At 65.7% G+C, this 20,488-nt stretch carries 19 protein-coding genes and 1 pseudogene; 9 read left to right on the top strand and 11 right to left on the bottom strand.

All coding sequences use genetic code 11. The annotated features are described in order from the left end of the window. Positions 1–3 precede the first annotated feature (3 nt). Both gspI and ACSFA5_RS04980 read left to right on the top strand, forming a co-directional pair. Positions 4–405 carry a type II secretion system minor pseudopilin GspI gene (gspI, locus tag ACSFA5_RS04985; RefSeq protein WP_435442904.1) on the top strand — a complete coding sequence of 134 codons (402 nt, stop codon included), beginning with the start codon at positions 4–6 and terminating at the stop codon, positions 403–405. Then, a complete protein-coding gene (locus ACSFA5_RS04980) occupies positions 402–1,109 on the top strand; it encodes a prepilin-type N-terminal cleavage/methylation domain-containing protein (RefSeq protein ID WP_435442903.1) in 708 nt (235 codons plus the stop codon). The genes gspI and ACSFA5_RS04980 overlap by 4 nt, the downstream gene beginning before the upstream one ends. A 131-nt stretch (positions 1,110–1,240) precedes the next feature. Here ACSFA5_RS04980 and ACSFA5_RS04975 read toward each other — a convergent pair whose 3' ends face one another. From ACSFA5_RS04975 to ACSFA5_RS04935, 9 genes are all read right to left on the bottom strand, one after another. Further along, a complete protein-coding gene (locus tag ACSFA5_RS04975) occupies positions 1,241–2,467 on the bottom strand; it encodes a substrate-binding domain-containing protein (protein WP_435442902.1) in 1,227 nt (408 codons plus the stop codon). A 328-nt stretch (positions 2,468–2,795) separates the two neighbouring features. Next, positions 2,796–3,998 (bottom strand): type II secretion system inner membrane protein GspF, encoded by a 1,203-nt coding sequence (gene gspF / locus ACSFA5_RS04970; RefSeq protein WP_435442901.1) that lies wholly within the window; start codon positions 3,996–3,998, stop codon positions 2,796–2,798. 11 nt (positions 3,999–4,009) lie between these two features. After that, positions 4,010–5,464 carry a type II secretion system ATPase GspE gene (gspE, locus tag ACSFA5_RS04965; RefSeq protein ID WP_435442900.1) on the bottom strand — a complete coding sequence of 485 codons (1,455 nt, stop codon included), beginning with the start codon at positions 5,462–5,464 and terminating at the stop codon, positions 4,010–4,012. Beyond that, positions 5,461–7,911 (bottom strand): type II secretion system secretin GspD, encoded by a 2,451-nt coding sequence (gene gspD, locus ACSFA5_RS04960; RefSeq protein WP_435442899.1) that lies wholly within the window; start codon positions 7,909–7,911, stop codon positions 5,461–5,463. The genes gspE and gspD overlap by 4 nt, the downstream gene beginning before the upstream one ends. A gap of 341 nt (positions 7,912–8,252) precedes the next feature. Then, positions 8,253–8,822, bottom strand: a complete 570-nt coding sequence (gene gspM, locus ACSFA5_RS04955) for a type II secretion system protein GspM (RefSeq protein ID WP_435442898.1) — start codon at positions 8,820–8,822, stop codon at positions 8,253–8,255. Further along, the gene (gene gspL / locus ACSFA5_RS04950; protein ID WP_435442992.1) at positions 8,819–9,976 is read right to left on the bottom strand and encodes a type II secretion system protein GspL; all 1,158 of its coding nucleotides are present in this window, start codon (positions 9,974–9,976) and stop codon (positions 8,819–8,821) included. The genes gspM and gspL overlap by 4 nt, the downstream gene beginning before the upstream one ends. Before the next feature lie 25 nt (positions 9,977–10,001). Next, complete coding sequence (gene gspK / locus ACSFA5_RS04945) at positions 10,002–10,958, bottom strand: type II secretion system minor pseudopilin GspK (protein ID WP_435442897.1); 957 nt, start codon at positions 10,956–10,958, stop codon at positions 10,002–10,004. Between the two features lie 83 nt (positions 10,959–11,041). After that, positions 11,042–11,494, bottom strand: coding sequence for a type II secretion system major pseudopilin GspG (gene gspG, locus ACSFA5_RS04940; protein WP_435442896.1), 453 nt, complete (start codon positions 11,492–11,494; stop codon positions 11,042–11,044). Positions 11,495–12,083: 589 nt separating this feature from the next. Then, complete coding sequence (locus ACSFA5_RS04935) at positions 12,084–12,476, bottom strand: RidA family protein (protein WP_435442895.1); 393 nt, start codon at positions 12,474–12,476, stop codon at positions 12,084–12,086. A 135-nt stretch (positions 12,477–12,611) separates the two neighbouring features. Between ACSFA5_RS04935 and ACSFA5_RS04930 the strand changes: the two are divergent. Beyond that, positions 12,612–12,935 (top strand): annotated as a pseudogene (locus tag ACSFA5_RS04930) (LysR family transcriptional regulator); the annotation flags it as partial. Positions 12,936–12,959: 24 nt separating this feature from the next. Here ACSFA5_RS04930 and rpsU read toward each other — a convergent pair. After that, a complete protein-coding gene (gene rpsU, locus ACSFA5_RS04925) occupies positions 12,960–13,172 on the bottom strand; it encodes a 30S ribosomal protein S21 (RefSeq protein WP_435442894.1) in 213 nt (70 codons plus the stop codon). Between the two features lie 192 nt (positions 13,173–13,364). Here rpsU and tnpB point away from each other — a divergent pair, with 192 nt between their 5' ends. The 3 genes from tnpB (at position 13,365) to ACSFA5_RS04910 (ending at position 15,607) form a co-directional block, all read left to right on the top strand. Beyond that, entirely contained in the window at positions 13,365–13,811 is a 447-nt protein-coding gene (tnpB, locus tag ACSFA5_RS04920) for an IS66 family insertion sequence element accessory protein TnpB (protein ID WP_435442893.1), read from the top strand. 24 nt (positions 13,812–13,835) lie between these two features. Next, positions 13,836–14,741, top strand: a complete 906-nt coding sequence (locus tag ACSFA5_RS04915) for a LysR family transcriptional regulator (protein ID WP_435442892.1) — start codon at positions 13,836–13,838, stop codon at positions 14,739–14,741. A gap of 104 nt (positions 14,742–14,845) precedes the next feature. Next, complete coding sequence (locus tag ACSFA5_RS04910; protein WP_435442891.1) at positions 14,846–15,607, top strand: SDR family NAD(P)-dependent oxidoreductase; 762 nt, start codon at positions 14,846–14,848, stop codon at positions 15,605–15,607. Positions 15,608–15,878: 271 nt separating this feature from the next. On the opposite strand, the gene ACSFA5_RS04905 is transcribed toward ACSFA5_RS04910, so the two are convergent. Next, positions 15,879–17,717: a phospholipase D-like domain-containing protein gene (locus tag ACSFA5_RS04905; RefSeq protein ID WP_435442890.1), complete on the bottom strand. Its 1,839-nt coding sequence runs from the start codon at positions 17,715–17,717 to the stop codon at positions 15,879–15,881. Between the two features lie 292 nt (positions 17,718–18,009). Between ACSFA5_RS04905 and ACSFA5_RS04900 the strand changes: the two genes are divergently transcribed. The 3 genes from ACSFA5_RS04900 to ACSFA5_RS04890 all read left to right on the top strand — a co-directional run bounded on the left by ACSFA5_RS04900 (position 18,010) and on the right by ACSFA5_RS04890 (position 20,334). Continuing rightward, complete coding sequence (locus tag ACSFA5_RS04900) at positions 18,010–18,741, top strand: TonB family protein (protein WP_435442889.1); 732 nt, start codon at positions 18,010–18,012, stop codon at positions 18,739–18,741. Between the two features lie 2 nt (positions 18,742–18,743). Continuing rightward, entirely contained in the window at positions 18,744–19,259 is a 516-nt protein-coding gene (locus ACSFA5_RS04895) for an RNA polymerase sigma factor (RefSeq protein ID WP_435442888.1), read from the top strand. Between the two features lie 64 nt (positions 19,260–19,323). After that, positions 19,324–20,334, top strand: coding sequence for a FecR family protein (locus ACSFA5_RS04890; RefSeq protein WP_435442887.1), 1,011 nt, complete (start codon positions 19,324–19,326; stop codon positions 20,332–20,334). Positions 20,335–20,488: the final 154 nt, after the last annotated feature.

Below are 20,488 nucleotides of genomic sequence, written 5' to 3'. Positions count from 1 at the left end.
CGCATGCGCGCCCTCCGGCTCCTGCATCGGCATTCGGCGCCCTGCCGCGAACGCGGCTTCACGCTCATCGAAGTGATGATCGCGCTGGCCATCATCAGCATCGCCCTGGCGGCCTTCGTGCGCCTCACGAGCCAGACTGCCAGCAGCCTGGGCCTGCTCGAAAGCCGGTCGCTGGCCTTGCTCTCCGCGCAGGGCGCCATGGCGGAACTGCAGATCGATTCGCTGCCTGCGCCCGGCCTGCGCCAGATCGAATGTCCGCAGGCCGGCCAACCGTTTGTCTGCCGGGTCCAAATCGGTCCTGCCCAGGATGGCTTGTGCGCGGTGGTGGTCGATGTCTACCTCGGCCGCAACAGCGAGCAGCGCATGGCCAGCCTGCAATCCTGGCTGTCGGAGAGAAGCCGATGAAAGCGTGGGTGCCACCCAGGCAGCGGCGATGCCCCTCGGGCTTCACGTTGATCGAGGTCATGATTGCCATCGTGATCATGGCGGTCCTCAGCTTGATCGCCTGGCGGGGCCTCGACGTCATGGGCCGCGCCAATGCCCAGTTGCAGGCGCGCACGGAAGACACCGCTCGCCTGATGCGTGCGTTGCAACAGATCGAACGCGACCTGACGTGGCGCACCACGACCGAGTTGCGCTCCACCGCCGACGATCTCCCAGCGCGGGACGAGACGCCAGCGACGCCGTCGACGCCGCAGGCAGCGCGCAACAGGCAACCCGCAGCGTCGGCCCTGCTCTTGCCGACAGGCATGGATGCACGCCGCACGAGCGACAAGCCGTTGCTGGTCGAACTGGTGCGCGCGGCACCCGCTGCGCCGGGGCGCTGGCAGCGCGTGCAATGGTGGCTGCAGTCCGGCACGCTCTACCGCGCGGCCGGCCCCGCGGTGGCCGACTATCCGCTGCCGGCGCCGGAACCCGCCGACCGTGTCGCCGTGCTGGACGGCATCGCGTCTTTCGAGGTGCGTGCATGGCAACCCGAAGGGGGCTGGCGCCGACTGCCCGCAACCGGCCCGGTACGCGCACCGGCTTCAGGGCTGGAGATCACGCTCGGTGTGCGACGCAACGCCGACGCCGTCATGACGTACCGCCAGGTGATTGCGCTGAACTGACTGGACGGTGGCCCACGCCGGAACACGCAAGAAAGCCGGGCAGTTGCGCTTGCAACTGCCCGGCTTCGAGCCGAACGGAGGAGTCAGGCCGGCAGACCGGCGCGCGACTCACTCATGGCCGGACGCAAGAATCACGGGCGGCCGATGGCGTTGCAGACAGACGTGTTTCCGACAGCCAGGGTGTTCGTCGACGTCAGGAACGCGTCGTTGATGGCGGTGTTCCACGCGGCAGGCATCTTGATGAAGTTGTGCGTCGTGATCTTGGCGTCGTAGGTGCCGTTGTTCAGCTTGGTCAGGAAGTCCTTGACGGCCGCGCCAGCGGTACCGGCGCCGACGCCACCGGCGTAGCACTGGCCCAGCAGCAGGTTGGTGGTGCCGTAGATCGGGTAAGCCGAGGTCGGGAGCGAATAGGCCGGCACCCAGTTCAGCGGATTGCTGCGGGCAATCGCGGTGGACGGGGGCGCCGGCAGGGCCGCCTGGATGGACGCTGCGTTCGGCAGGAAGCTGTTGATCCGCGCAACGACGCTGTTGGTGCCGCCCGTGTAGGTCGAATCGGGGCTCAGGAAGCCGAACCGATGGTTGACCGCGAGGGCAGCCGCGACACCGCTGCTTCCCGTTGCCGAAACCCACACGTCGGGAATGCCGTCGCCATTGGCGTCCTGAGCGGCCGTCAGGGTCGGCAAGGCGCTGGCGACGACCGTCTTGAAGCTGTTGGAGATGGTGAACGACTTGCCGGCGGGAAGGAACGATCCGCACGCTGCGTTCAGGAAACGCGACAGCAGCTCGGTCGTGCCGCTGGTCTCGGCGCGGAACACCACCTGGATGGCGGTCGCGCTGCCCACGCCGCCGTCGTCCGCGGCCGTGGTCACCTGGTTCCAGTTGCGGGCATTGGCGTCGAACGAGAAGATGCGGCAGATTTCCTGGTTGGTCAGGTTCAGCGTGGAGATGCCGGTTTCCTTGTACGGCAGCAGAACCGGGGTAGCGACAGCAGGAACCTGGATCAGGCGGCCGTAGTTGGCCGCGGTCGAGCTGGTGCCGTTGTTGTAGGCGGCGTTGTAGGTGGAGAGCTCTGTCGACGACAGTGCCGAGTCGCTGCCCACGATGTGCACCGTGCCGGTGGTGCTGAACAATGCCGAGTTGTTGGTCAGGAAGGCCGTCTTGCCGGTACCGCTGCCCGTGCCGGCGTAGCTCCAGGTCCCCGTGATGGGCCCGTTGGTGAAGATGTCCTGGTACAGCGGTTGGGGCAGCGTTGCACCGCCCGAAGTGACGGTCTGCGCCGATGCGGCACCTGCGATCGCCATCACACCGGCCGCGACCAGCGCGGAGATCACATTGAGTTTGAAATTAACGGATTTCATCGAAATGCTCCTTAAGCAAACTTTGAAAGTTTGAGAACCTAAAACAAATTGACTAGACCTTTGGACGCCTCGAATTCAGACCCTCCACAGCGCCCGGCCGCCCCTTCGGGCGACGCATCGTCATTGCCTTGACGACATGCAAAGTCTGAATAGGCACAGTGACGCGGTGTTGAACAAGAACCCCCAGAACGGTCTTCGGTTCACCCGAGTGATCAAGCAAAATAGATGCAATAAAAAGCGCTCATTCATTGCGCCTGGCATCGCTTTTCGGTGCAATGCTCCCGAACTCTTGCAAATCACTCGGGAGAAGTTCGCGAAGGCCAGGCCCTCACTGCACCATCTGGTTGATTTCCATGATCGGCAGCAGCACCGCAAGAACGATCAGCATCACCACGGCGCCCATGCCCAGGATCATCAAGGGCTCCAGCAACGCTGTCAGGCGCGTGGCACGGCGCTCCAGGTCGCGCGAGAGATTGGCGGCCGCGCGGTCGAGCATCGGTGCGAGCGCACCTGTTTTCTCACCGCTGGCCACCAGGTGAATCAGGTTGGAGGGAAAGACCTTCTGCACCTTCAGCGCGGAAGCAAGCGGCGCGCCCTCCCTGACGCGCGCGGTGGTGTCGGCCGCGCACGCCTTGAGCCGGTCGTTGCCCATCGTCTGGCGCGCAGCCTCGAGTGCGCGCAGCAAGGGCACCCCTGCGTCCATCAGGATGGCCAGCGTCGAGGCAAAACGCGCGGTGTTCACGCCCAGCACATACTTGCCCACCATCGGCACGTTCAGGACGGCGCCGTGCCAACGAAGGCGAACCGCGTCGTCCCTCAACGACCGACGCCACAGCGCGACAGCGACAGCCAGCGTCGTCGCCGTGAGCCAACCCCATTCACGCACGTAGCCGCTGGCGGCCAGCATGACCTGCGTGAGCATCGGCAGTTCCTGGCGCGCCTGCGAGAACGCGCTGACGACCTGCGGCACGACATAGCCGAGCAGGAAGATCACGATGCACACGGAAACGAACGCAACGACTGCCGGATAGATGAAGGCCGTCAGCATCTTGCTGCGCAGGTTGTCGCGGCTCTCCAGATAGTCGGCGAGCCGCTCCATCACGCGCGCCAGGTCGCCCGAGTCTTCTCCGGCGCTGACCAACGCACGATAGATCGCGGGGAAGTCGCGGGGGCGCTCGCCCAATGCATCGGCCAGCCGCATGCCGCCGCGAACGTGGTTGCAAACGGCGGTCAGCGCCTCGGCCACGACCTTGTGCTCCGCCTGTTCGATGGTGGCCATCAACGCCGACTCCAGCGGCAGGCGCGCACCCAGCAGGCTTGCCAGCTCGCGCGTGGCCCAGCACAGGTCAGCCGCGCCGAGCGTGGGGCCCAGCCAGGAAAGACCCCCGCCGGTGGTCGTCTCGCGGACGTCCAGCGCCGTCAAGCCACGCTCTCGCAGCAGCACGCGCACGGCACGCGCGGACTCCGCGTCCATGGCCCCCGCCTGAATCTGACCGGTGGCGTTGGCGGCGTCGAATTGAAATCGCGGCATTGCCTGCTCCCCTACCCGTCATCGCGCGTGACACGCAGGATTTCTTCGAAGGTGCTGACGCCGGCGGTGACCCAGCGCTGGCCATCCTCTCGCATGGTGCGCATGCCGCGGCGGCGGGCTGCTTCGCGCATGGCGTGCTCGTTGCCGCCGTCGTGGATGATCCTGCGAATCTCGTCGTCGATGACGAAGAGTTCGTGAATGCCGGTACGCCCCTTGAAGCCCGACTGGTTGCAATGGGCGCAGCCCACCGACACCCACCGGGTGCTGCCGTCGGGCTGCGTTTCTTCGCGCCTGCACTGCGGGCACAGGCAGCGCACCAGCCGCTGGGCCAGCACCCCCAGAAGCGACGACGACAGCAGAAAGGGCTCGATCCCCATGTCGGTCAGGCGCGTGACCGCGGAGATCGCGTCGTTGGTGTGCAGCGAGGCCAGCACGCCGTGCCCGGTGAGCGACGACTGCACGGCGATCTGCGCTGTCTCCAGGTCGCGTATCTCGCCGATCATGATGTTGTCGGGGTCCTGGCGAAGCGCGGCGCGCAACGCCGCGCCGAAGGTCATGCCGATCTTGGTGTGCACCGGGATCTGGTTGACGCCCGGCAGGTCGTATTCGACCGGGTCTTCCACCGAGAGGATGTTGCTCACGCTCTTGTCGAGCTGGCCGAGCGCCGCATAGAGCGTGGTGGTCTTGCCGCTGCCGGTGGGGCCCGTCACGAGCACGATGCCGTGCGGCTGGCGAACCAGCCGCGTCAGTGCGGCCAGGGTGTCGCTCGCCAGGCCCAGGCGCGCGAGCTGCAGCCGGCCGGCATCCTTTTCCAGCAGGCGCAGGACGGCGCGCTCTCCGTGCACCGTGGGCACGGTGGAGACGCGCACGTCGATCGGCCGCCCGCCTACGCGCAACGTGATGCGACCGTCCTGCGGAATGCGCTTTTCGGCAATGTCGAGCTGCGACATGATCTTGATGCGCGAGATGAGCGCGGCGTGAAGTTCCTTGCGCGGCGAGACCACGTCGCGCAGCGTTCCGTCCACGCGGTAGCGCACCACCGAATGCGTCTCGAACGCCTCGAAGTGCACGTCGCTCGCGCCGTCTCGCGCGGCCTGGGCCAGCAGCGCGTTGATCATGCGGATGACCGGCGCACCGTCCTGCGCATCGAGCAGATCGGTCACGGCGGGGATGTCCTGCATCAGCCGTTCCAGATCGACCTCGGACTCGGCGGCGCCGACCACTGCGGCTGCGCTGCCTGTCTCGGCATAACCGGCGGACAGCAGCGCATCCATTTCCTGCTCGGACACCTCGCTGCGTGCATGGACGCCGGTCTGGCGCTGCGCTTCGGCCACCGCCCACCCCGGCGTGCGCGCGCTGAATGCGATTTCCATGGCCTCGCCCTTCACGCACACGACGATACGCTGGGCGCGTGCCCAGGCATGCGGCAGCATCGGCGCGGGTCGACCTGCGGCGCTCGTGCTCATGGCGCCACCACGATCTCCGGCCGGTAGCCCAGCTCGCGCAGCACGCCCGTGGCGGTGTCGACCGAGCGTGAATCGCGTGGCAAGTCCACCCGCACCGCGTAACCGGTGCCGCCCGGACCGCTCACGATGTACGCCGGCATTCCGCTGATGCGCACGCGCCTGGCGACGCGCACCGCGTCTTCCTGCAGCGGGAGGTCGGCCACCTGCAGCACGCTCTTGTTGCTCTCGGTCGTGGCGTAGAGCACGGCGGGGTCGCTGGTCACGCCGACGTTGGAGGGCAGCTGGGACCGGATTTCAGGCTCCTTCGATTCGCCCTGCAAAGGCCGCTCGCGCACCTGGCTGCTCGTCTGCGTGGCAGGCCCCGGCTGCTCGCGCGTGTCGCTCCACTGCTCCGGCCGCAGGTCCAGCCTGGAAGGGCGGCCGGCCACGGGCACATCGCCCGGCGGAAGAATGGGCGCCGGCATGTCGGGCAGCAGCAGATGCCTGGCCGGCTGCACACGGCTTTGCTGGGTGCGCATGAAGTTGTAGCGGTCCTGGGTCAGACCGCGTCCGGCGTTGGCATCGCGGATCACATAGGGCCGAAGGAAGACCATCAGGTTCGTCTTCACGCGTTGTCGCTTGTCGTAGCGAAACAGGTTGCCAAGCACCGGAATCGACCCCAGCCCCGGCACCGACTCCGCCGTGTTGCTGACGCTGTCCTCCAGCAGCCCGCCCAGCACCATGATCTGGCCGTCGTCGAGCAACACGCTGGTGTCCAGCGCACGTTTGTTGGTCACGATGCCCGACACCCCCGAGTTCTGGTCGTCGATGCTCGACACCTCCTGGTAGATGTCCAGCTTGACCGTGCCGCCCTCGGAAATCTGCGGCCGGATCTTGAGTTGCAGCCCGATGTCTTCGCGCGTCACGGTCTGGAACGGGTTGTCGGAGCCGCCGCCGCCCGGCGTGATGTACTGGCCGCTGACGAAGGGGACCGTCTTGCCGACGATGATGGACGCCGTCTCGTTGTCGAGCGTCAGGATGTTCGGCGTCGAGAGGATGTTGACGCCGCCCTTGGTCTGCAACGCGCGCGCCAGCAGGTTGAGGTTGAGGATCTCGGCGCCGCCCGGCAGCTTGATGGTGCCGTCGACGATGCCCAGGCTCAGCCCCTTCGGGAGCAGGTCGACGGTGTTGGTCGCGCCGTTGTTCAGCCCCGCGCCGCCGCCGAGGTTGGTGCCACCGATGAAGCGGCCGTTGTTGCGCATCCATTGAATGCCGAGTTGCGCCGCGTCCTGCTCCGTGACTTCCACGATCAGGCTTTCGACCAGCACCTGCGCACGCCGCTGGTCGAGCATGTCGATGACGCGCCGGATGCTGCGGTACATCGGCTCCGGCGCCGCGATGATGAGCGTGTTGGTGGTGGCGTCGGCTTGCACCGTCACGCCATTGGCCGAGAACGCCCCTGCGGCACCGGCACCGGCCTGCTGCGCCCCGCCGGTGCCGCCGCCGCCGAAACGCGTGCTGCCGCCCCCCGTGCCGCTGGTCACGCCGCGCGCATTGGCGCCCGATGCCGAGGTACTTGCCCTGCCCGCAGCGCCGGCCCCGCCCGCACCACCCGTACCACCTGCGGCGCCGGCGCCGCCGAGCATCCCGCCGGCACCGAGTGCGGCCCGGGCGGCGTCCCCGCTGCCCAGCGCGGTGCCGCCGGAGTCGCCGGTGAGCAGCCCCCTGAGCACCCCCGAGAGATAGGTCGCCTGCGCATTGCGCAGGTACACCACATGCAGGTTGCCGGGATCGTCCTGTGCATTGTCGAGCTTGGTGACCAGGTCACGCGCCAGGCCCGTGCGCGCCGGACTGCTCGAACGCACGATCACGCTGTTGGAGCGCGGGTCGGCCAGCACCACGATGTCGCGGCGAGTCTCGTTGCCCCCGCCCTGCAGAAGCTCGTTGGCAAGGGACGCGATGTCCGCCGCCACGCCGTTGTAGACCTTGACCACGGCGGTATCGAGCGAGGTCGGTGTGTCGATGCTCTCGACGATGCGCGCAATGCGCTCCAGGTTGTCGACATAGTCCGTGATGACCAGCGTGTTGTTCGCCGCGTAGGCGGCAATGCTGTTCTCAGGCGCGATCATCGGTTTGAGCACCGGCACCATGGCCTCGGCGTTTTCGTAGGCCAGCCTGAAGGTCCGTGTGGCAATGCCGCCACCGGGCGCAGCCGCATTGACGGAACCGCCCTGCAGTTTGGCGTCGGCCACCGGCACCACCCGGCTGACCTTGCCGACGTCCACGATCGTGAAGCCGCGCATCCGCAGGGCCGACACCAGCATGTCGTAGGCCGTTGCCGAAGGAATCTCGCCGTCGGACACCAACGTGATCTGTCCCTTGACGCGCGGGTCCATCAGGAAGTTTCGCCCCAGGAAGCGCGACAGCGCGGAGACCACGGCCTGGATGTCGGCATCGACGAAGTTCATGACCGCCCTGTCTTCGGCACCCGTCACCTGCCGGCGTGCCGCGGCGGTGCCCGTGGCCGAACGCCGGTCCTGCCCCACGGGCCGGACGACGCGCTCGGCGGTGGCAGGCGCTGGCGACGTGCCCGGGGCTGGAGACTGTGCGGGGAGTGGTGCTGGAGGTGGTGCGGAAAGTGGTGCAGAGGCCTTCCGAGAAGGGGCCGCCTCAGCCACTGCCGCCGAACTCGGAACGTAGGTCCCTTCCCTGAACAGCGACGCCTCGGGCGTGGTCGCGGCACATCCCGCCAGAGCCAGGCAGCACATCAGCGCACAGCGCTTTCCCATTCGACCCGCGTTGGCTCGCATCATGATCCCTTCCCTGGTTGTTCTTGCGTCACTAACGTCGCCGTGATCCTGACCTGGCTCTTCCGGTCCGACGAACCGCCGTTCTCGGACCGTTGCAGCACGACGTGCCGCACCTTCATTCCCAGGGGTATCGGGGCACCGAGCAGCCAGGCCAGAGCCTGCGATGCGTCGGTGGAGACCGCGAACTCCACATGCCATGCGGAGCCGGCCTCGCGCAGTCGATAGGCGCCTTGCAGGCCCGCCGCGTCCAGGCTCGCCCGCACGCGCTCGGCGGGGGCCAGCGACGCGTTCGAGGGCGTGGTGCCCGAACGACCATCTGCGAGCACCTCCGTCAGCGCAGCGGCTTGCGAGCGCAAGCGCGGCAGTTCGTTGTCCCAGTGCGCAAGCGTGTCGAGCGCCGGCTTGGCCAGCAAAAGCCAGGCGAGCGCCAGCGTCAAGGCCACGACCATCCATGCAGCCTGCCGGCGCTCGCGCTGCGACAGCCCGCGCCAGCGGTTCTGCAGCGGAGCGAGCCTTGGCTGCGCGACGGCTCGAAGACGCAGGCGAAGCGCCGCCCACCGACCGCTCATGGCGCGGCTTTCGACGCGGCAGGCGCGCTTGCAACCGCCGGTGTGGGTGCGACGTCGTCGCCCTTTTTCGCGACCGCGACGCGTACGTGCAGCACCCCGCCCTCGAGCTGAACCGCCAGGCCGTGTTCCTGCGCTTGCACTTGCAGGGACTTCAGCTCCTGCGGGCCGGGGGTGGCGCCCTCCCGCCATCGAATCTGCAACTGGCCGTCGTCGAAGTCGAGTGCCTGCACCTGTCCCTCGGCCTGCGGGAGCAGTGCGGCGGAAGCACGCACCAGCACGGCGAAATCGGCCGACGCCACGGACCCCACCCCTGCGCGCCGCGCATCGCGCAGTTGACGCGCTTGTTGCAGTGGGTTGAGGACCACCGACACCTCCGGGTAGGCCGCCTTGACCTGGGCTCTCATCTGGCGCGCCAGGGCCTGTCCCTGGCCTGCGACTTGCGAAGCGTGGAGGTTGAGGCCCAGCAGCCACACCGCGGCGGCTGCCGCGGCCCAGCCGATGGCCGGGCCCAGCCAACGGCGATCCGCCGCGCCTTCCATGGCCTTGTTCATGGGCAGCGTCCAGTTCCATCCGGTTCCTGTCCAGGGCACCGGCGCCTGGCCCCCCTCGGCCTGTGTCGGCTGGTCCGTGCAGCCCGCGGGAACCGGGTGCATGGCGCCCTCCTGCGCCCCTGTTCGCAGGACCAACCAATCGTCGAAGCGCACCGCGGCCGCTTCGCCTCGAGGCCAGGAAGCGTCGTCGGGGCTGGGCAGGAATGCGGGCAAAGGGAAGACGGCATGCGCGGGCAGCCCATGCTCGCGCAATGTCTTCACGCACGACAACAAGACGCCGGCACTCATCCAGGCCACCGGCACGGTGCCTTTGTCACTGCGCGGCCCGAAGCCCACGGCCAGGTTGTTCGGTGGGGTCAACGCCAGCAGCTCGACGGCACCCAGCACCGCGATGCGCTGACGCCTGGCTGGCAGGGGTGGCAGTTCGATCTGCGTCATCGACACGTCGGACGGATGTGGACAGAGCTCGACGCGCCTGGGCTGGAACCGGGCCCCGATCGCCGCCAGCCCCTCGAAGGCCGCACCGTGCCACACACCCGCTGACGAACGCCAGGCGCACCTCACGGGCAAGGTACCCAGGTGCCGCGCGGGAGGCAGCACCATCCGCAGCAGATCGACTCGCGCCATCTCAGGCGCCCTCTCGCAGCCAGACCACCTGCGGCAGAACTTCCTTGTCGTCGTGCAGCAGTGCCTGCATCAACAGGGTCGTGCGAGACATCTGCAGAGCGCTCGAGACGCGAAACCATCGACTGTCGATGCCAATGAGAATTTCGCTCTCGTCGAGCTGAGGCATCTGAAGCCGGTTGGCGAAGTCGCCGCGATTGATGAACCACTGGCCGTTGTCGCGCACCTGGATCAGTGCGCGGGCGCGATCGAGTGCCAGCCCGGGGACCCAGGCGGCCAGCACTTCGGCCTTCGCGGTGTTGGCGTTGATCCAGGTTCGTTGCGGCAGGACCGTGACGTACGGGCGCAGGCGCGCAACGCTGTCGGCAGCCACCCCCGGCGCGGCGAGCAGGTCTTCAACGGCGCGCAGGCGCGGCGCCTGCTCGCGCAGCGGCAGGCTTGCAAGCCCGAGTTGCTCGACCGCTTCCCGTGCCGCGCCGATCTCCGATGGCGCGGCCGGCGTGGCCGACTGCCGCTGGCCTTCGACCAGGCTGACGGCCACCCGTCGAGCGATGTGGGCAGCCTGGTCCGGCGACACGCCGACCAGCGTGCACAGCCGAAGGAAAGCTGCGCTCTCGCTCGGGTCCATCTGCCCGGAATTCACGAGATTGCGGAGATTGAATTTGGATTGCTCGTCGGTGATCTCGGTGAACGCACGCGCGGGAGCGCCCTCGATCTGACCAAGGACGGGTCCGTTCACCGGGCGGTTCCAGAGCCCGTCGAGACGGGTCGTGGGGTCGCGCAGAGCCTGAGCGCGCAACACGGCCTGCGCACGGCTGATTTCCCCGCGAAGCAGCCACTTCGCCTGCACACGCGTCTGCTGCGTTTGTGCGGCACGTATGGCCGCGGTCTGCCTGCCGAGCAAAGCGGCCGCAAGCACGGCGATCACCGCGACGACCAGGAGCACGCTGACGACGGCCATGCCGCACTGCGCACGACTTCGGAATGCGCAACAACGTCGCTCCAGGCCCGCAGGCCGCTTCCTGGTTGTGCGCATGAAGCCGCCTACAACTGCCAGGAGCCAATGTCGGCGTTGGCCTTTTCTCCGCCTGGCTCCCCGTCGGCACCGAGCGAGAAAACGTCGATCTCGCCGTTGGTGCCGGGGTTGAGGTATTGGTACGGCTTGCCCCAGGGATCACTGGGCAGCCGCTCCAGGTAGCTGCGCCAGTTCGAAGGGACCTTGCCTGCGGTGGGTTTTTCCACCAGTGCCTTCAACCCCTGGCTTGCACTGGGGTACTCGCCGTTGTCCAGACGGTAGAGCTTGAGCGCCTGCATGACTGCGCCAACGTCCTGGCGCGCCGCCGTTGCACGCGCCTGGTCCGGGCGACCCATCAGGTTGGGAACGATCAGTGCCGCCAGCACGCCCATGATCACCAGCACCACCATGATTTCAATGAGCGTGAATCCCTGCTGCGGCCGCGCGGGCAGGTGCTTCTTTTCGAGGATCCCTGCGGCCATTTTTCTCTCTCCGATTTCGATGTCTTCGACACCTGGAGATGGTCGCAACCTGGCGTGTCACCTTGATGGACGAAGCTCGGGAGGAATTGCGCGTCCCGCCTCTGAATGTGAGAGCTTTCAGACGCTTTCGCTCGAGATTCTCCCGACCATCGTCACGCGTGCGACCCGCTTGTGATGTCGCCCAGATCTTCGTGCGCTGCCGTCGACCGGAAGCAGAACGTGCTGCGCATCGGCTCAATGGTCTGCGGCAGTAGCGTATTGGTCCAGATGGCGGCCAGCAGCGCCTGAAACTGAGGTCGTCGGCGTCTGGCTGCATACGGCCACGCTACTTTCGTGTTTAGCGTCCTTCATCGCAGATCGAGATTCATCGATTCAACCAAGCCCACTCAAAAAATGCGTGCATGGACACCCTGTGGCTTGCCTTGGGTTACGACTCTGCGTAGCGCAGACACTCCGCAAAAAACTCCGCGAGCTGAGTGGACTTATCGAACACCCGTCAGCACCTGGCGATTGGGGGAGCGGGGCCCGGTTTGACCTGAGCCTGGTGCAGGGCTGCGTCGGTCGGCCCTCGACAACAGTTGTTCGGCACTCAGCTGGGAATGCGGGCAATGACCTTGATTTCGAAGTCGAATCCCCCGATCCAAGTGACGCCGACTGCCGTCCAGTTCGGATACGGCGCCTGGGGAAATACCTCGCCCTTGACAGCCATGACCGTGCCGAACTGGTTCTCTGGATCGGTATGGAAGGTCGTCACGTCGACGATGTCGTCCAGCGCGCATCCACCCGCTTTCAACGTCGCCGCGAGATTGGCGAATGCCAGGCGAACCTGCGCCTCGAACTCCGGCTCTGGTGAGCCGTCGCTGCGGCTGCCGACCTGACCGGACACGAACAGCAGATCGCCCGATCGGATTGCTGCGGAATAGGTCTGCGATGTGTAGAGGTCTTGCCGACCGGCGGGGAAAACAGCGTCGCGTGCGCTCATGTCGATACTCCTGACGTTGATAGATCCAGGCACTCTAGTTTTTTGCTTGGCCCGGATAAACCCGCGAACTGCTGAAACACTGTTTGCGTATTCAATCCAATGGCCAGATACCCGGAACAACCAAGGAGCGCACCCATGGACAGGTTCGACGGCATGAAGGCGTTGGTGCGGGTGGTAGAGGCGGGCAGTTTCACAAAGGCGGCCGGGCACCTGGGCACGAGCCGTACCACGGTCACCCAACTGGTGCAGCAGTTGGAGGCGCACCTTCGAATCAAGCTGCTCAACCGCACGACGCGGCGGGTGAACGTCACCACGGATGGCGCTGCCTACTACGAGCGCGTGGTTCGCCTGTTGGCCGAAATGGACGACATCGAAGCCAACCTCCCCGGTGCCTCCACGTCGCCGCGCGGCCTGCTTCGCGTGGATGTGCCAAGCCCTTTGGCCAATATGATCTTGGTCCTCAACTCCACTTCCAAGGACGAATCAATACATCTTCTTGGGCAACTGCGACGAGCGAACCAGCTTGCGCTGCCGGCTGACAGCTGCTGCCTTCTTGCGCTTGCGCTCGGTCGTCGGCTTCTCGTAGAACTCGCGCGCGCGAAGCGCTGTTATCAGACCTAACTTTTCGATCGTGCGCTTGAATCGTCGCAGGGCGACCTCGAAAGGTTCGTTGTCTTTGACACGGACAGTGGTCATCGGATTTGGATGTGTTGGCAACGCTACGGACTGCCAACGTGCGATAAGTTGGGCCGTCGGGTCAACCGAGTTGAATGGCCCTTGATTATCGGGTACCCCGACAGCTTGCTTTGTCCAAAATCAACCATCCGATGTCGAGAGCCTCTATGGTGCGTGCGGGTCAATGCACGGTAACTTCCGGCGCAGCGGAAAATGGCAGAACGCCTTGAGCGCGCCTTCGCTGATGGTCACGCCGTCGGCCTCGGCCTGCAAGGTAAAGCGGACGGAGGGGGCGCAACCGGCATCGACGAAGCATCACTCATCGAATCGTGTGACGAGTACCGCCATGAGGCAGTGCTTCGCGGCTTGGCCGAACTGGTGCAGACCGCGCCGGCAAAGGATCTGTTCAAGATCCACGTCTTCGTCTTTCGAGGACGGCGCGGCGACATCCTCGAGGTGCTGTTGTCGACGGCCGAGGCCCGATGCTGTCGACCAGGCGATTTGGAGCGGGGACGCCTCATCTGGCCGCAGGCCACGAACCGATGTCGAGCATGGCCCATTGAACATCAGCGTGACCTGGCCCGTCATCGCCGGCGCCCGAGTTGGCCGCCCGCAACTGCTTATGATGCACGCCTCCGTCGATCCGACACCGGAACGTAACGTCGCACGCACCAAGGTCACCTCATGGACCGGTTCTCCACGCTCCAGCTCTATGTGCGCGTCTTCGAAAGCAGCAGCTTCACGAAGGCTGCGCAGGAAATGAGGATTGGTCAGCCCGCCGTGAGCAAGCAGATCTCAGCGCTCGAAGCACGCCTCGGCGCGCGGTTGTTCGTTCGATCTCCGCGGGGCTTGCACGCCACTGCGGCTGGACACGACTTCTACGACTCGGCTGTCAAGTTGCTGGCCGAATTCGAGGAGGCGGAGAGTCGGATCGGACGTGGTCACGTTGCGCCGGCTGGACTGGTGCGCGTGGCGGCGCCGCCTGCGCTGGCCCGGATGTACCTCGTCCCACGCCTGCCGGCGTTTTTCGCCCAGTTCCCCGACATCGCCGTGGAAGTGTCGGTGTCCGAGCGTCACGTCGACCTCATCAAAGACGGAATTGATGTTGCGTTGCGAATCGGCAATCTCAGCGGTTCCTCTCTGATCGCACGCAAGATCGGCAGCATGCACATCTGCACGGTCGCGAGTCCGAGCTACATCGCCCAGCACGGCATCCCGGAAGATCCTGCTCAGCTTCGCTTCCACAACTTGGTCACCGGCCACGCCAACAACAGCGTGCTGGCGTGGCGGTTCGAGACGCCGGCGGGGCCCCTCGAGATTGAGCCGACCGGCAACATCCGATCCAACGACGCGGAAGCCATCCGGGCGGCCGTGCTGGCAGGTCTTGGGATCGCCCACGACTCGCAAGCGATGTTCCAGTCGGATCTGGACGCCGGCACAGTCGTGCCAATCCTGCAGACGTTCAGGCCAACTCCGCGAGACATCCACGCCGTGACCGCGGGCGACCGCCGCGTGCCGCACCGGCTGCGCGTGTTCATCGATCTCCTGACGCAGATGGCCGCGGAGGAGCCGGGCCTGCGTGCGCGTTGAGCCCGCTCATTCCTGGCCGGAATGGCTGTCAGTCTGGGCACCTGCCTTCCTGGGCGGAGACGTCGTTGATACCGTGCATGCATCAACAACAACCAGGTGCAGTCATGCAGAAAACACTCGAAGGCAAGGTCGTTCTTATCACCGGCGGATCACGCGGTCTAGGCGCCGCGCTGGCACAAGCGTTCGCCGACCAAGGGGCGCACGTCGCCATCAGCTATGCAAGCTCCGCCGCAAAGGCGACAGCTGTGGTCGACAAGTTGAAGGCGCAAGGGACGCGTGCGATCGCGATCCAAAGCGACCAGGCCGACCTGTCATCCGCCAAGCCGTTGGTCGAAGCCGTCTGGGCGGAGTTTGGAAAGCTCGACATCCTCGTGAACAACGCCGGCATCGCCATCCAGGGCCAGCTCGTTGACGATCCCGAACTGGACGGCGAGAAGTACAACCGGCAGTGGCAGGTGAACGTCATGGGCACGATTGCCAACACGCGAGCTGCGGCGCCCCGCCTGACCGACGGCGGCCGGATCATTTTCATCGGTTCGCTGCTCGGCTCGTCGGTCCCGTTTCCCGGTGTCGCCGACTACGCAGGAACCAAATGGGCACTCGCCGGATACGCTCGAGGCATCGCGCGCGACCTGGGGCCCCGCAACATCACGGTCAACGTGGTCCAGCCCGGCATCATGCCAACAGACATGGCCGCAGACGTCGCCGGTGAACTACCGAACCGAGACGCCATCCTTGACATGCACCCCATCCGTCGCATCGCGACCCTCGAGGAAGTCTCGCAAACCGTGTGCTTTCTCGCGGGCCCCTCGGCGGGCTACATCAATGGTCAAGCGCTTAATATCGCAGGTGGCTTGGCAATCTGATTGCAGGGCTACTTTGGGGGGCAACAAATGTGAGCCAAGGGGATCATGAAGATCCGCCCCCATGATGCCGCCGGCGTCAACTTTGATCGCAAAAATTGGGGCTGCGGCGCGCGAGCAAAAGCGGCGTCGGCCAAGTCTTCGGCGAACCAATTCGAGCGATTTAGCTAGTTCACACGACAAGCCATCGTCAGACAGAAAATACGTTTGGTCTTGAGAGACCTGGGTTCGGCTCCCACGATCACCGAGGTGTGTCACGAGCCGGCTGTTGCAGTTACTGCACCGCTGCATCCATCCAGAACTTGAGCTGCGGGTTCTTTAGCCTTCCGGTCTTGTCGTAGTACTTTCCCAGCCAGGCCTCAGGCGTGCTTTCGAGTTCCAGCGCATCCTTCTGGCCACCGAGCCGCTTGAACCAGAAGCGGGAGGAAAAGTGGTCGTAGACGTCCAGGATGCGGGTCGCATAGGCCATTGCGAGCTTCTTGTTGCCGCGGACGATCAGCAGGTTCTCGTCGTTGTCGAATGATGCTTTGTGCCCCAGGTTGTGGCTGCCTGTGGCAACGACGCAGTCATCGTCGAAGGGGTCGATCACCACGATCTTGTCGTGAATGATGGCGTAGCCGGCGTTGAGGATCTCCTTCTTCCAGCCGTCGGGCACCTTGGAGTCGAATGCCTCGGCTCCGAAGACGCGAGGGTCCTGCAGCACGGGCGGCCTTTTCTCGCCCTTCTTTTTGGCGGGCGGCGTCATGCCCTTGAGCTCGTAGTAGAACCCTTCGGAGGCTGACTTGTTCGTCACGCATCCTCGTACGAACAGCTTCTTGTTCTTGCTTGCGGCCTGTGCCGTCCAGTTCGCGACGCTCGGGCTGCCTGGATAGAAGGCGAGAAAGAGCACGGAGTGGCTGGCGCCCGCGATCAACTGGGCGAGGTCTTCCATGTCCGGCGGGCGCCTCTCTGTCGCCGGGTTCTTGCCGCGCGCCTTCGGCGTATTCGGCGAGAACCAGCTGTGAACAGCGGCACCGTCGTCCAAGGTCAGCGCCGCGCCCTTCGATGCCCACTTGCGAAGCGCCGCGCCCTGCAGCGCTTTCGGATCGCCTGCGGCTTGGTCGGCGTCCTTGGCGAGTTCTTTCCAGTACGCCAGGTAGCGCCCGGCGAGCGCCTCGTTGTCGATGACGATGGAGTTGTTGGTCTGGGTGCACAGACCGGTGGCCGTCCAGTTAGTCGAGCCGGTGAAAACCGCCTTGGGCTTGCCATTGGAGTCGACGTAGACCAAGAACTTGTTGTGAGCGATATGGCCGTTGGCCATGATGCGGCTGTGGGTCTCCGCAGCGGTGCTGGTGAGGGTCTTGCGCGCTTGCTCGTTGCCATCGACCTTCACGGTCTTGACCTTGGTCTTGCCGGTCTTGGGGTTGGTCACCTTCACCGGCTTGCCGTCCTCGCCCAGCACATCTTCGTCTTCCTTGGAGTCGCCCAGGACGATGTGGAGGCGTTCGCCCAGCCCCGCGAGCCAGCCGATCAGCTGCGGGTCCTTGAGTTCGTAGAGTGCCGCGTAGATCTTGCCTTTGCCGTCGGCGCGCGCAAGAAACTCCTGGATGGCCTCGATCATGTCGCCCGAAAGGCTCTCGCGAAGCTTGCTCTTGTCGTTGGGGTCCGAGATCTTCTCGATCAGCGAGTCCTTCATGCCCTTGGCGCCGAGCGCGCGCGCGACGCGCTGTGTGGAAATCAATCCGCGGTTGAAGTAGACGCTCAGCTTGTCGTCGATCACCGGGGTGATCTCCACTTCGTTGGTCAACAGGATCGGCAGCTTCGCCATGGGCTGGAGCTTTCCCGGTGCGCCCTCCAGTGGCACGATCTTGTAGCGGAAAATCCGGTTCTTGCTCTTCTCGGCTTCGAGCCGTGCGTAAGGATCTTTCCAGTAGAACTTCTGGATCGGCAGTTCCTCGGTAGTCCATTTCTTGGGCGTGATGCCCTTGAACCGTGCCTGGCCCGGGAGTGGCGTTTCGCGGCCGTCCTGGGCGATGCGGTAGACGGCGAATCCCATGCAGCCATCCGGCCTCTTGCCGTAGCTCCATGCGACCATGATCACCTCGTTGTTGGCAAAAGCCACGGCGTTCTGCATGTGTCCTCCACGATCCGATTGAGGCCGGTTGGAGAGTGAATTCGGAGAGAGCACCGGCACCGCCGCCTCCCGCGCGGGAGTATCGCGGGTGCACACCCCCTGTGTGTAACGAAGTGGTCACGCGGCACTGCCACCATCTGATGCTTCAAATCAGTGCCCAAGTTTTGCTACGCCGATCCAGCCTTTTTCGATTCGCCCTTCGGAATGGCCGTGGGAGCGTTGCCGTCCATGGCGATACCGGCCAGATAGATGGCGATGGGGGTGGCCCCGGGTGCGCCTGCAAGCCCTCCTCTTGAGCCAGCACAGCGTGGTGCTGTGGGTCGTGTACGGGTTTGCTGCCTCGGCGTGGGCCGCAGACGGTGTGCTCATGCCGCCGTCCGGTGACATGCGGCATCAGGCGCCTGCACCAGAAATGACGGGCCAGTTCCTCAGCTTCGACATCCCGGCGCAGCCTCTGGCGACAGCGCTCAATCACTATGCGTCAATAACCGAGCGCGCTGCGCTGTTCCGCAGCGAAGTCGTTGTCGGGCGCATGTCGTCAGCCGTTCGAGGCCGTTACACGCCCGAAGCGGCTCTGGCCATGCTCTTGGAAGGCACCGGCGTGGTGGCCGAGCGGACCCGGACTGGACCGGTCGAGGCTTTCGCATTGAAAGTGCTCGGACAGCCAGAGCCTTCCATGCCGGCTGCATGGGCAAGTGCCGGTGACTATCCCGGCCTGGTGCAAGCCCGTCTCTGGCAGGCGTTGTGCGGGGGCATCCGCACGGCGCCGGGCCGCTACCGCGCCTTGCTGCGCTTTCGTGTAGACCCGGTTGGCGGGATTCACCGGGTCCAGCTGCTTGGATCGACCGGTGACACAGACCGCGACTCCGCGATGCTCGAAGCTCTGGGCCATGTGCGCATGGATGCGCCCCCGCCGCCGGGAATGCTCCAACCAATGACGATGCTCATCTTGCCGAGCGAGCGCAGCGGCCCTGACGCCGCACCGGGCAGCGCTTGCGCAGCACGCAATGGTGCGGTGTCCTGAGCATGTCGGACAAGGCACAGCCGGTCCTGCTGGACTACCTGACCCGAGGCTACGGCGAGCTCAAGCGACGGCTCACACGGGTTCTCGGCAACTCCGAGCTGGCAGGGGACGCACTACAGGACACCTGGCTGCGCCTGAAGAGCCGCGAGGACGAGGAAGGCCCCATACAGAGCCCGCGTGCGTACCTGATGCGCATGGCCGCAAATGCTGCTGTGGACATCCAGCGCAGGCACGGCCAGTCCTTGCCCCACGACGATGTGGCGGCATTGCTCGATCTGGCCGACACGGCACCAGGGCCGGCGCAGGTGGCCGAGGCGCGCTCGAACCTCGGCGCGCTGATGAAGCACCTCGACCGCCTGCCCAAGCGCCAGCGCGAGGTGATCGTGCTGGTGCGATGGGAGGGTATGGCCCAGAAAGAGGTGGCCAGGCAGTTGGGCGTGTCGCTGCGCACGGTGGAACTGGACCTCAAGCGCGCCCACGAATATCTCGACATGCGGATGGCCGATGAAAAAAATTGATTGCGGTTTTGGGGTACGTCGAAACGTCATGACCCATGGACCCCGCTGAACCGAGCCGATGAACATGCAGAAATCTCCCGAAGACCGTGACGCTGCATCCGACCTGTCGCACAGGCAGGCGCGGGTGTGGCTGCGCACGCTCTCCTCGGGAGACGTGAAGCCATGGGACGCGGAGGCGTTCAAGCGCTGGCTCAACGCCAGTCCGGCGCACAAAGAAGCCTTTCGCGAAGTGAAGGCACGGTGGACCGCGCTGAAGCCCGTGGTGGGCGAAATGCTGCGCTCCAACCCGCAGGCCGCCGAGTTCCACGCGCGCACGCTGGAGGGGCCGGGGCTGATGAAGCGTCGTGCCTTCCTTGGCGCGACACTGGGCACGGCAGCCGCTGTGGCCGGCGTGGCCGTGTTCCAGCCGCCGGCGCGGCTGCTGTACTCGCCCGGCGAATGGCGCGCGGATTTCCGCACGGCGGTGGGCGAGCGGCAGGCCCTGACGCTGGCCGGCAGCGTCGGCGTCACCCTGAACACGCAGACCAGCATTCGCCGCCAGGTGGTGGATGGCAACACCGTAGGCATCGACCTGCTTGCGGGCGAGGCGGCCGTCGACATGCCGGCGGGGCGGCGCGCGGCAAGCCCTGCGTTCAGCGTGGTGGCCGGCGTGGGCCGCAGCCTGGCCGAGGCTGGGCGCTTCGAGGTGCGGTACCTCGCGGGCAAGGTCTGCGTGACCTGCATCGAAGGCTCGGTGCGGGTGGAGCATCCCGTCGGCGTGCAGGCACTCGGGGCTGGGCAGCAGGCGGTGTACGACGCCGCCGCGCTCAGCGGCATCGGCCGTGTCGACGTGGCCGACGCGGCGGCGTGGCGACGCGGCGAGCTGGTGTTCAACAACACGCGGCTGGCCGAGGTGATCGACGAGATCAACCGCTATCGCGCGGGCCGCGTGGTGCTGATGAACACGCGCGTGCAGGACAACCGCGTGAGCGGCCGTTTCGTCATCAAGGCGCTGGACTCCGCGCTTGCGCAGCTCCAGCACAACTTCGATCTGAGCGCCCGCACCTTGCCGGGCGGCTTGCTCATCCTCGCCTGAAGCGCCGGTTTTCTCCCGCGTGAACATGACCGTGCAAAGACACGGTGCACGCGGCGTCGTGGTGCGCAGCGCATGACAAGACAGCGCCACACGGCGCCTCAAAAATAGTTTGCGGTTTTGCAGAGGCTGGCTCCGTCTTAGCGCATCGGAGGCG

This window comes from Variovorax monticola (assembly GCF_051216855.1).
Lineage (GTDB): Bacteria > Pseudomonadota > Gammaproteobacteria > Burkholderiales > Burkholderiaceae_C > Variovorax.
This window is presented reverse-complemented; position numbering and strand designations above follow the sequence as displayed.

Excerpts from the sequence above, each read along its gene's own strand:
- gspI (WP_435442904.1), top strand. The coding sequence starts at position 4 with ATGCGCGCCCTCCGGCTCCTGCATCGGCATTCGGCGCCCTGCCGCGAA.
- rpsU (WP_435442894.1), bottom strand. The coding sequence starts at position 13,172 with ATGACCACTGTCCGTGTCAAAGACAACGAACCTTTCGAGGTCGCCCTG.
- ACSFA5_RS04890 (WP_435442887.1), top strand. The coding sequence starts at position 19,324 with ATGCAGAAATCTCCCGAAGACCGTGACGCTGCATCCGACCTGTCGCAC.
- ACSFA5_RS04905 (WP_435442890.1), bottom strand. The coding sequence starts at position 17,717 with ATGCAGAACGCCGTGGCTTTTGCCAACAACGAGGTGATCATGGTCGCA.
- ACSFA5_RS04980 (WP_435442903.1), top strand. The coding sequence starts at position 402 with ATGAAAGCGTGGGTGCCACCCAGGCAGCGGCGATGCCCCTCGGGCTTC.
- gspD (WP_435442899.1), bottom strand. The coding sequence starts at position 7,911 with ATGAACTTCGTCGATGCCGACATCCAGGCCGTGGTCTCCGCGCTGTCG.
- gspK (WP_435442897.1), bottom strand. The coding sequence starts at position 10,958 with ATGGCCGTCGTCAGCGTGCTCCTGGTCGTCGCGGTGATCGCCGTGCTT.
- gspL (WP_435442992.1), bottom strand. The coding sequence starts at position 9,976 with ATGGTGCTGCCTCCCGCGCGGCACCTGGGTACCTTGCCCGTGAGGTGC.
- ACSFA5_RS04975 (WP_435442902.1), bottom strand. The coding sequence starts at position 2,467 with ATGAAATCCGTTAATTTCAAACTCAATGTGATCTCCGCGCTGGTCGCG.
- gspF (WP_435442901.1), bottom strand. The coding sequence starts at position 3,998 with ATGCCGCGATTTCAATTCGACGCCGCCAACGCCACCGGTCAGATTCAG.
- ACSFA5_RS04910 (WP_435442891.1), top strand. The coding sequence starts at position 14,846 with ATGCAGAAAACACTCGAAGGCAAGGTCGTTCTTATCACCGGCGGATCA.
- gspM (WP_435442898.1), bottom strand. The coding sequence starts at position 8,822 with ATGAGCGGTCGGTGGGCGGCGCTTCGCCTGCGTCTTCGAGCCGTCGCG.
- ACSFA5_RS04935 (WP_435442895.1), bottom strand. The coding sequence starts at position 12,476 with ATGAGCGCACGCGACGCTGTTTTCCCCGCCGGTCGGCAAGACCTCTAC.
- tnpB (WP_435442893.1), top strand. The coding sequence starts at position 13,365 with ATGGCAGAACGCCTTGAGCGCGCCTTCGCTGATGGTCACGCCGTCGGC.
- gspG (WP_435442896.1), bottom strand. The coding sequence starts at position 11,494 with ATGGCCGCAGGGATCCTCGAAAAGAAGCACCTGCCCGCGCGGCCGCAG.
- ACSFA5_RS04915 (WP_435442892.1), top strand. The coding sequence starts at position 13,836 with ATGGACCGGTTCTCCACGCTCCAGCTCTATGTGCGCGTCTTCGAAAGC.
- ACSFA5_RS04895 (WP_435442888.1), top strand. The coding sequence starts at position 18,744 with ATGTCGGACAAGGCACAGCCGGTCCTGCTGGACTACCTGACCCGAGGC.
- gspE (WP_435442900.1), bottom strand. The coding sequence starts at position 5,464 with ATGAGCACGAGCGCCGCAGGTCGACCCGCGCCGATGCTGCCGCATGCC.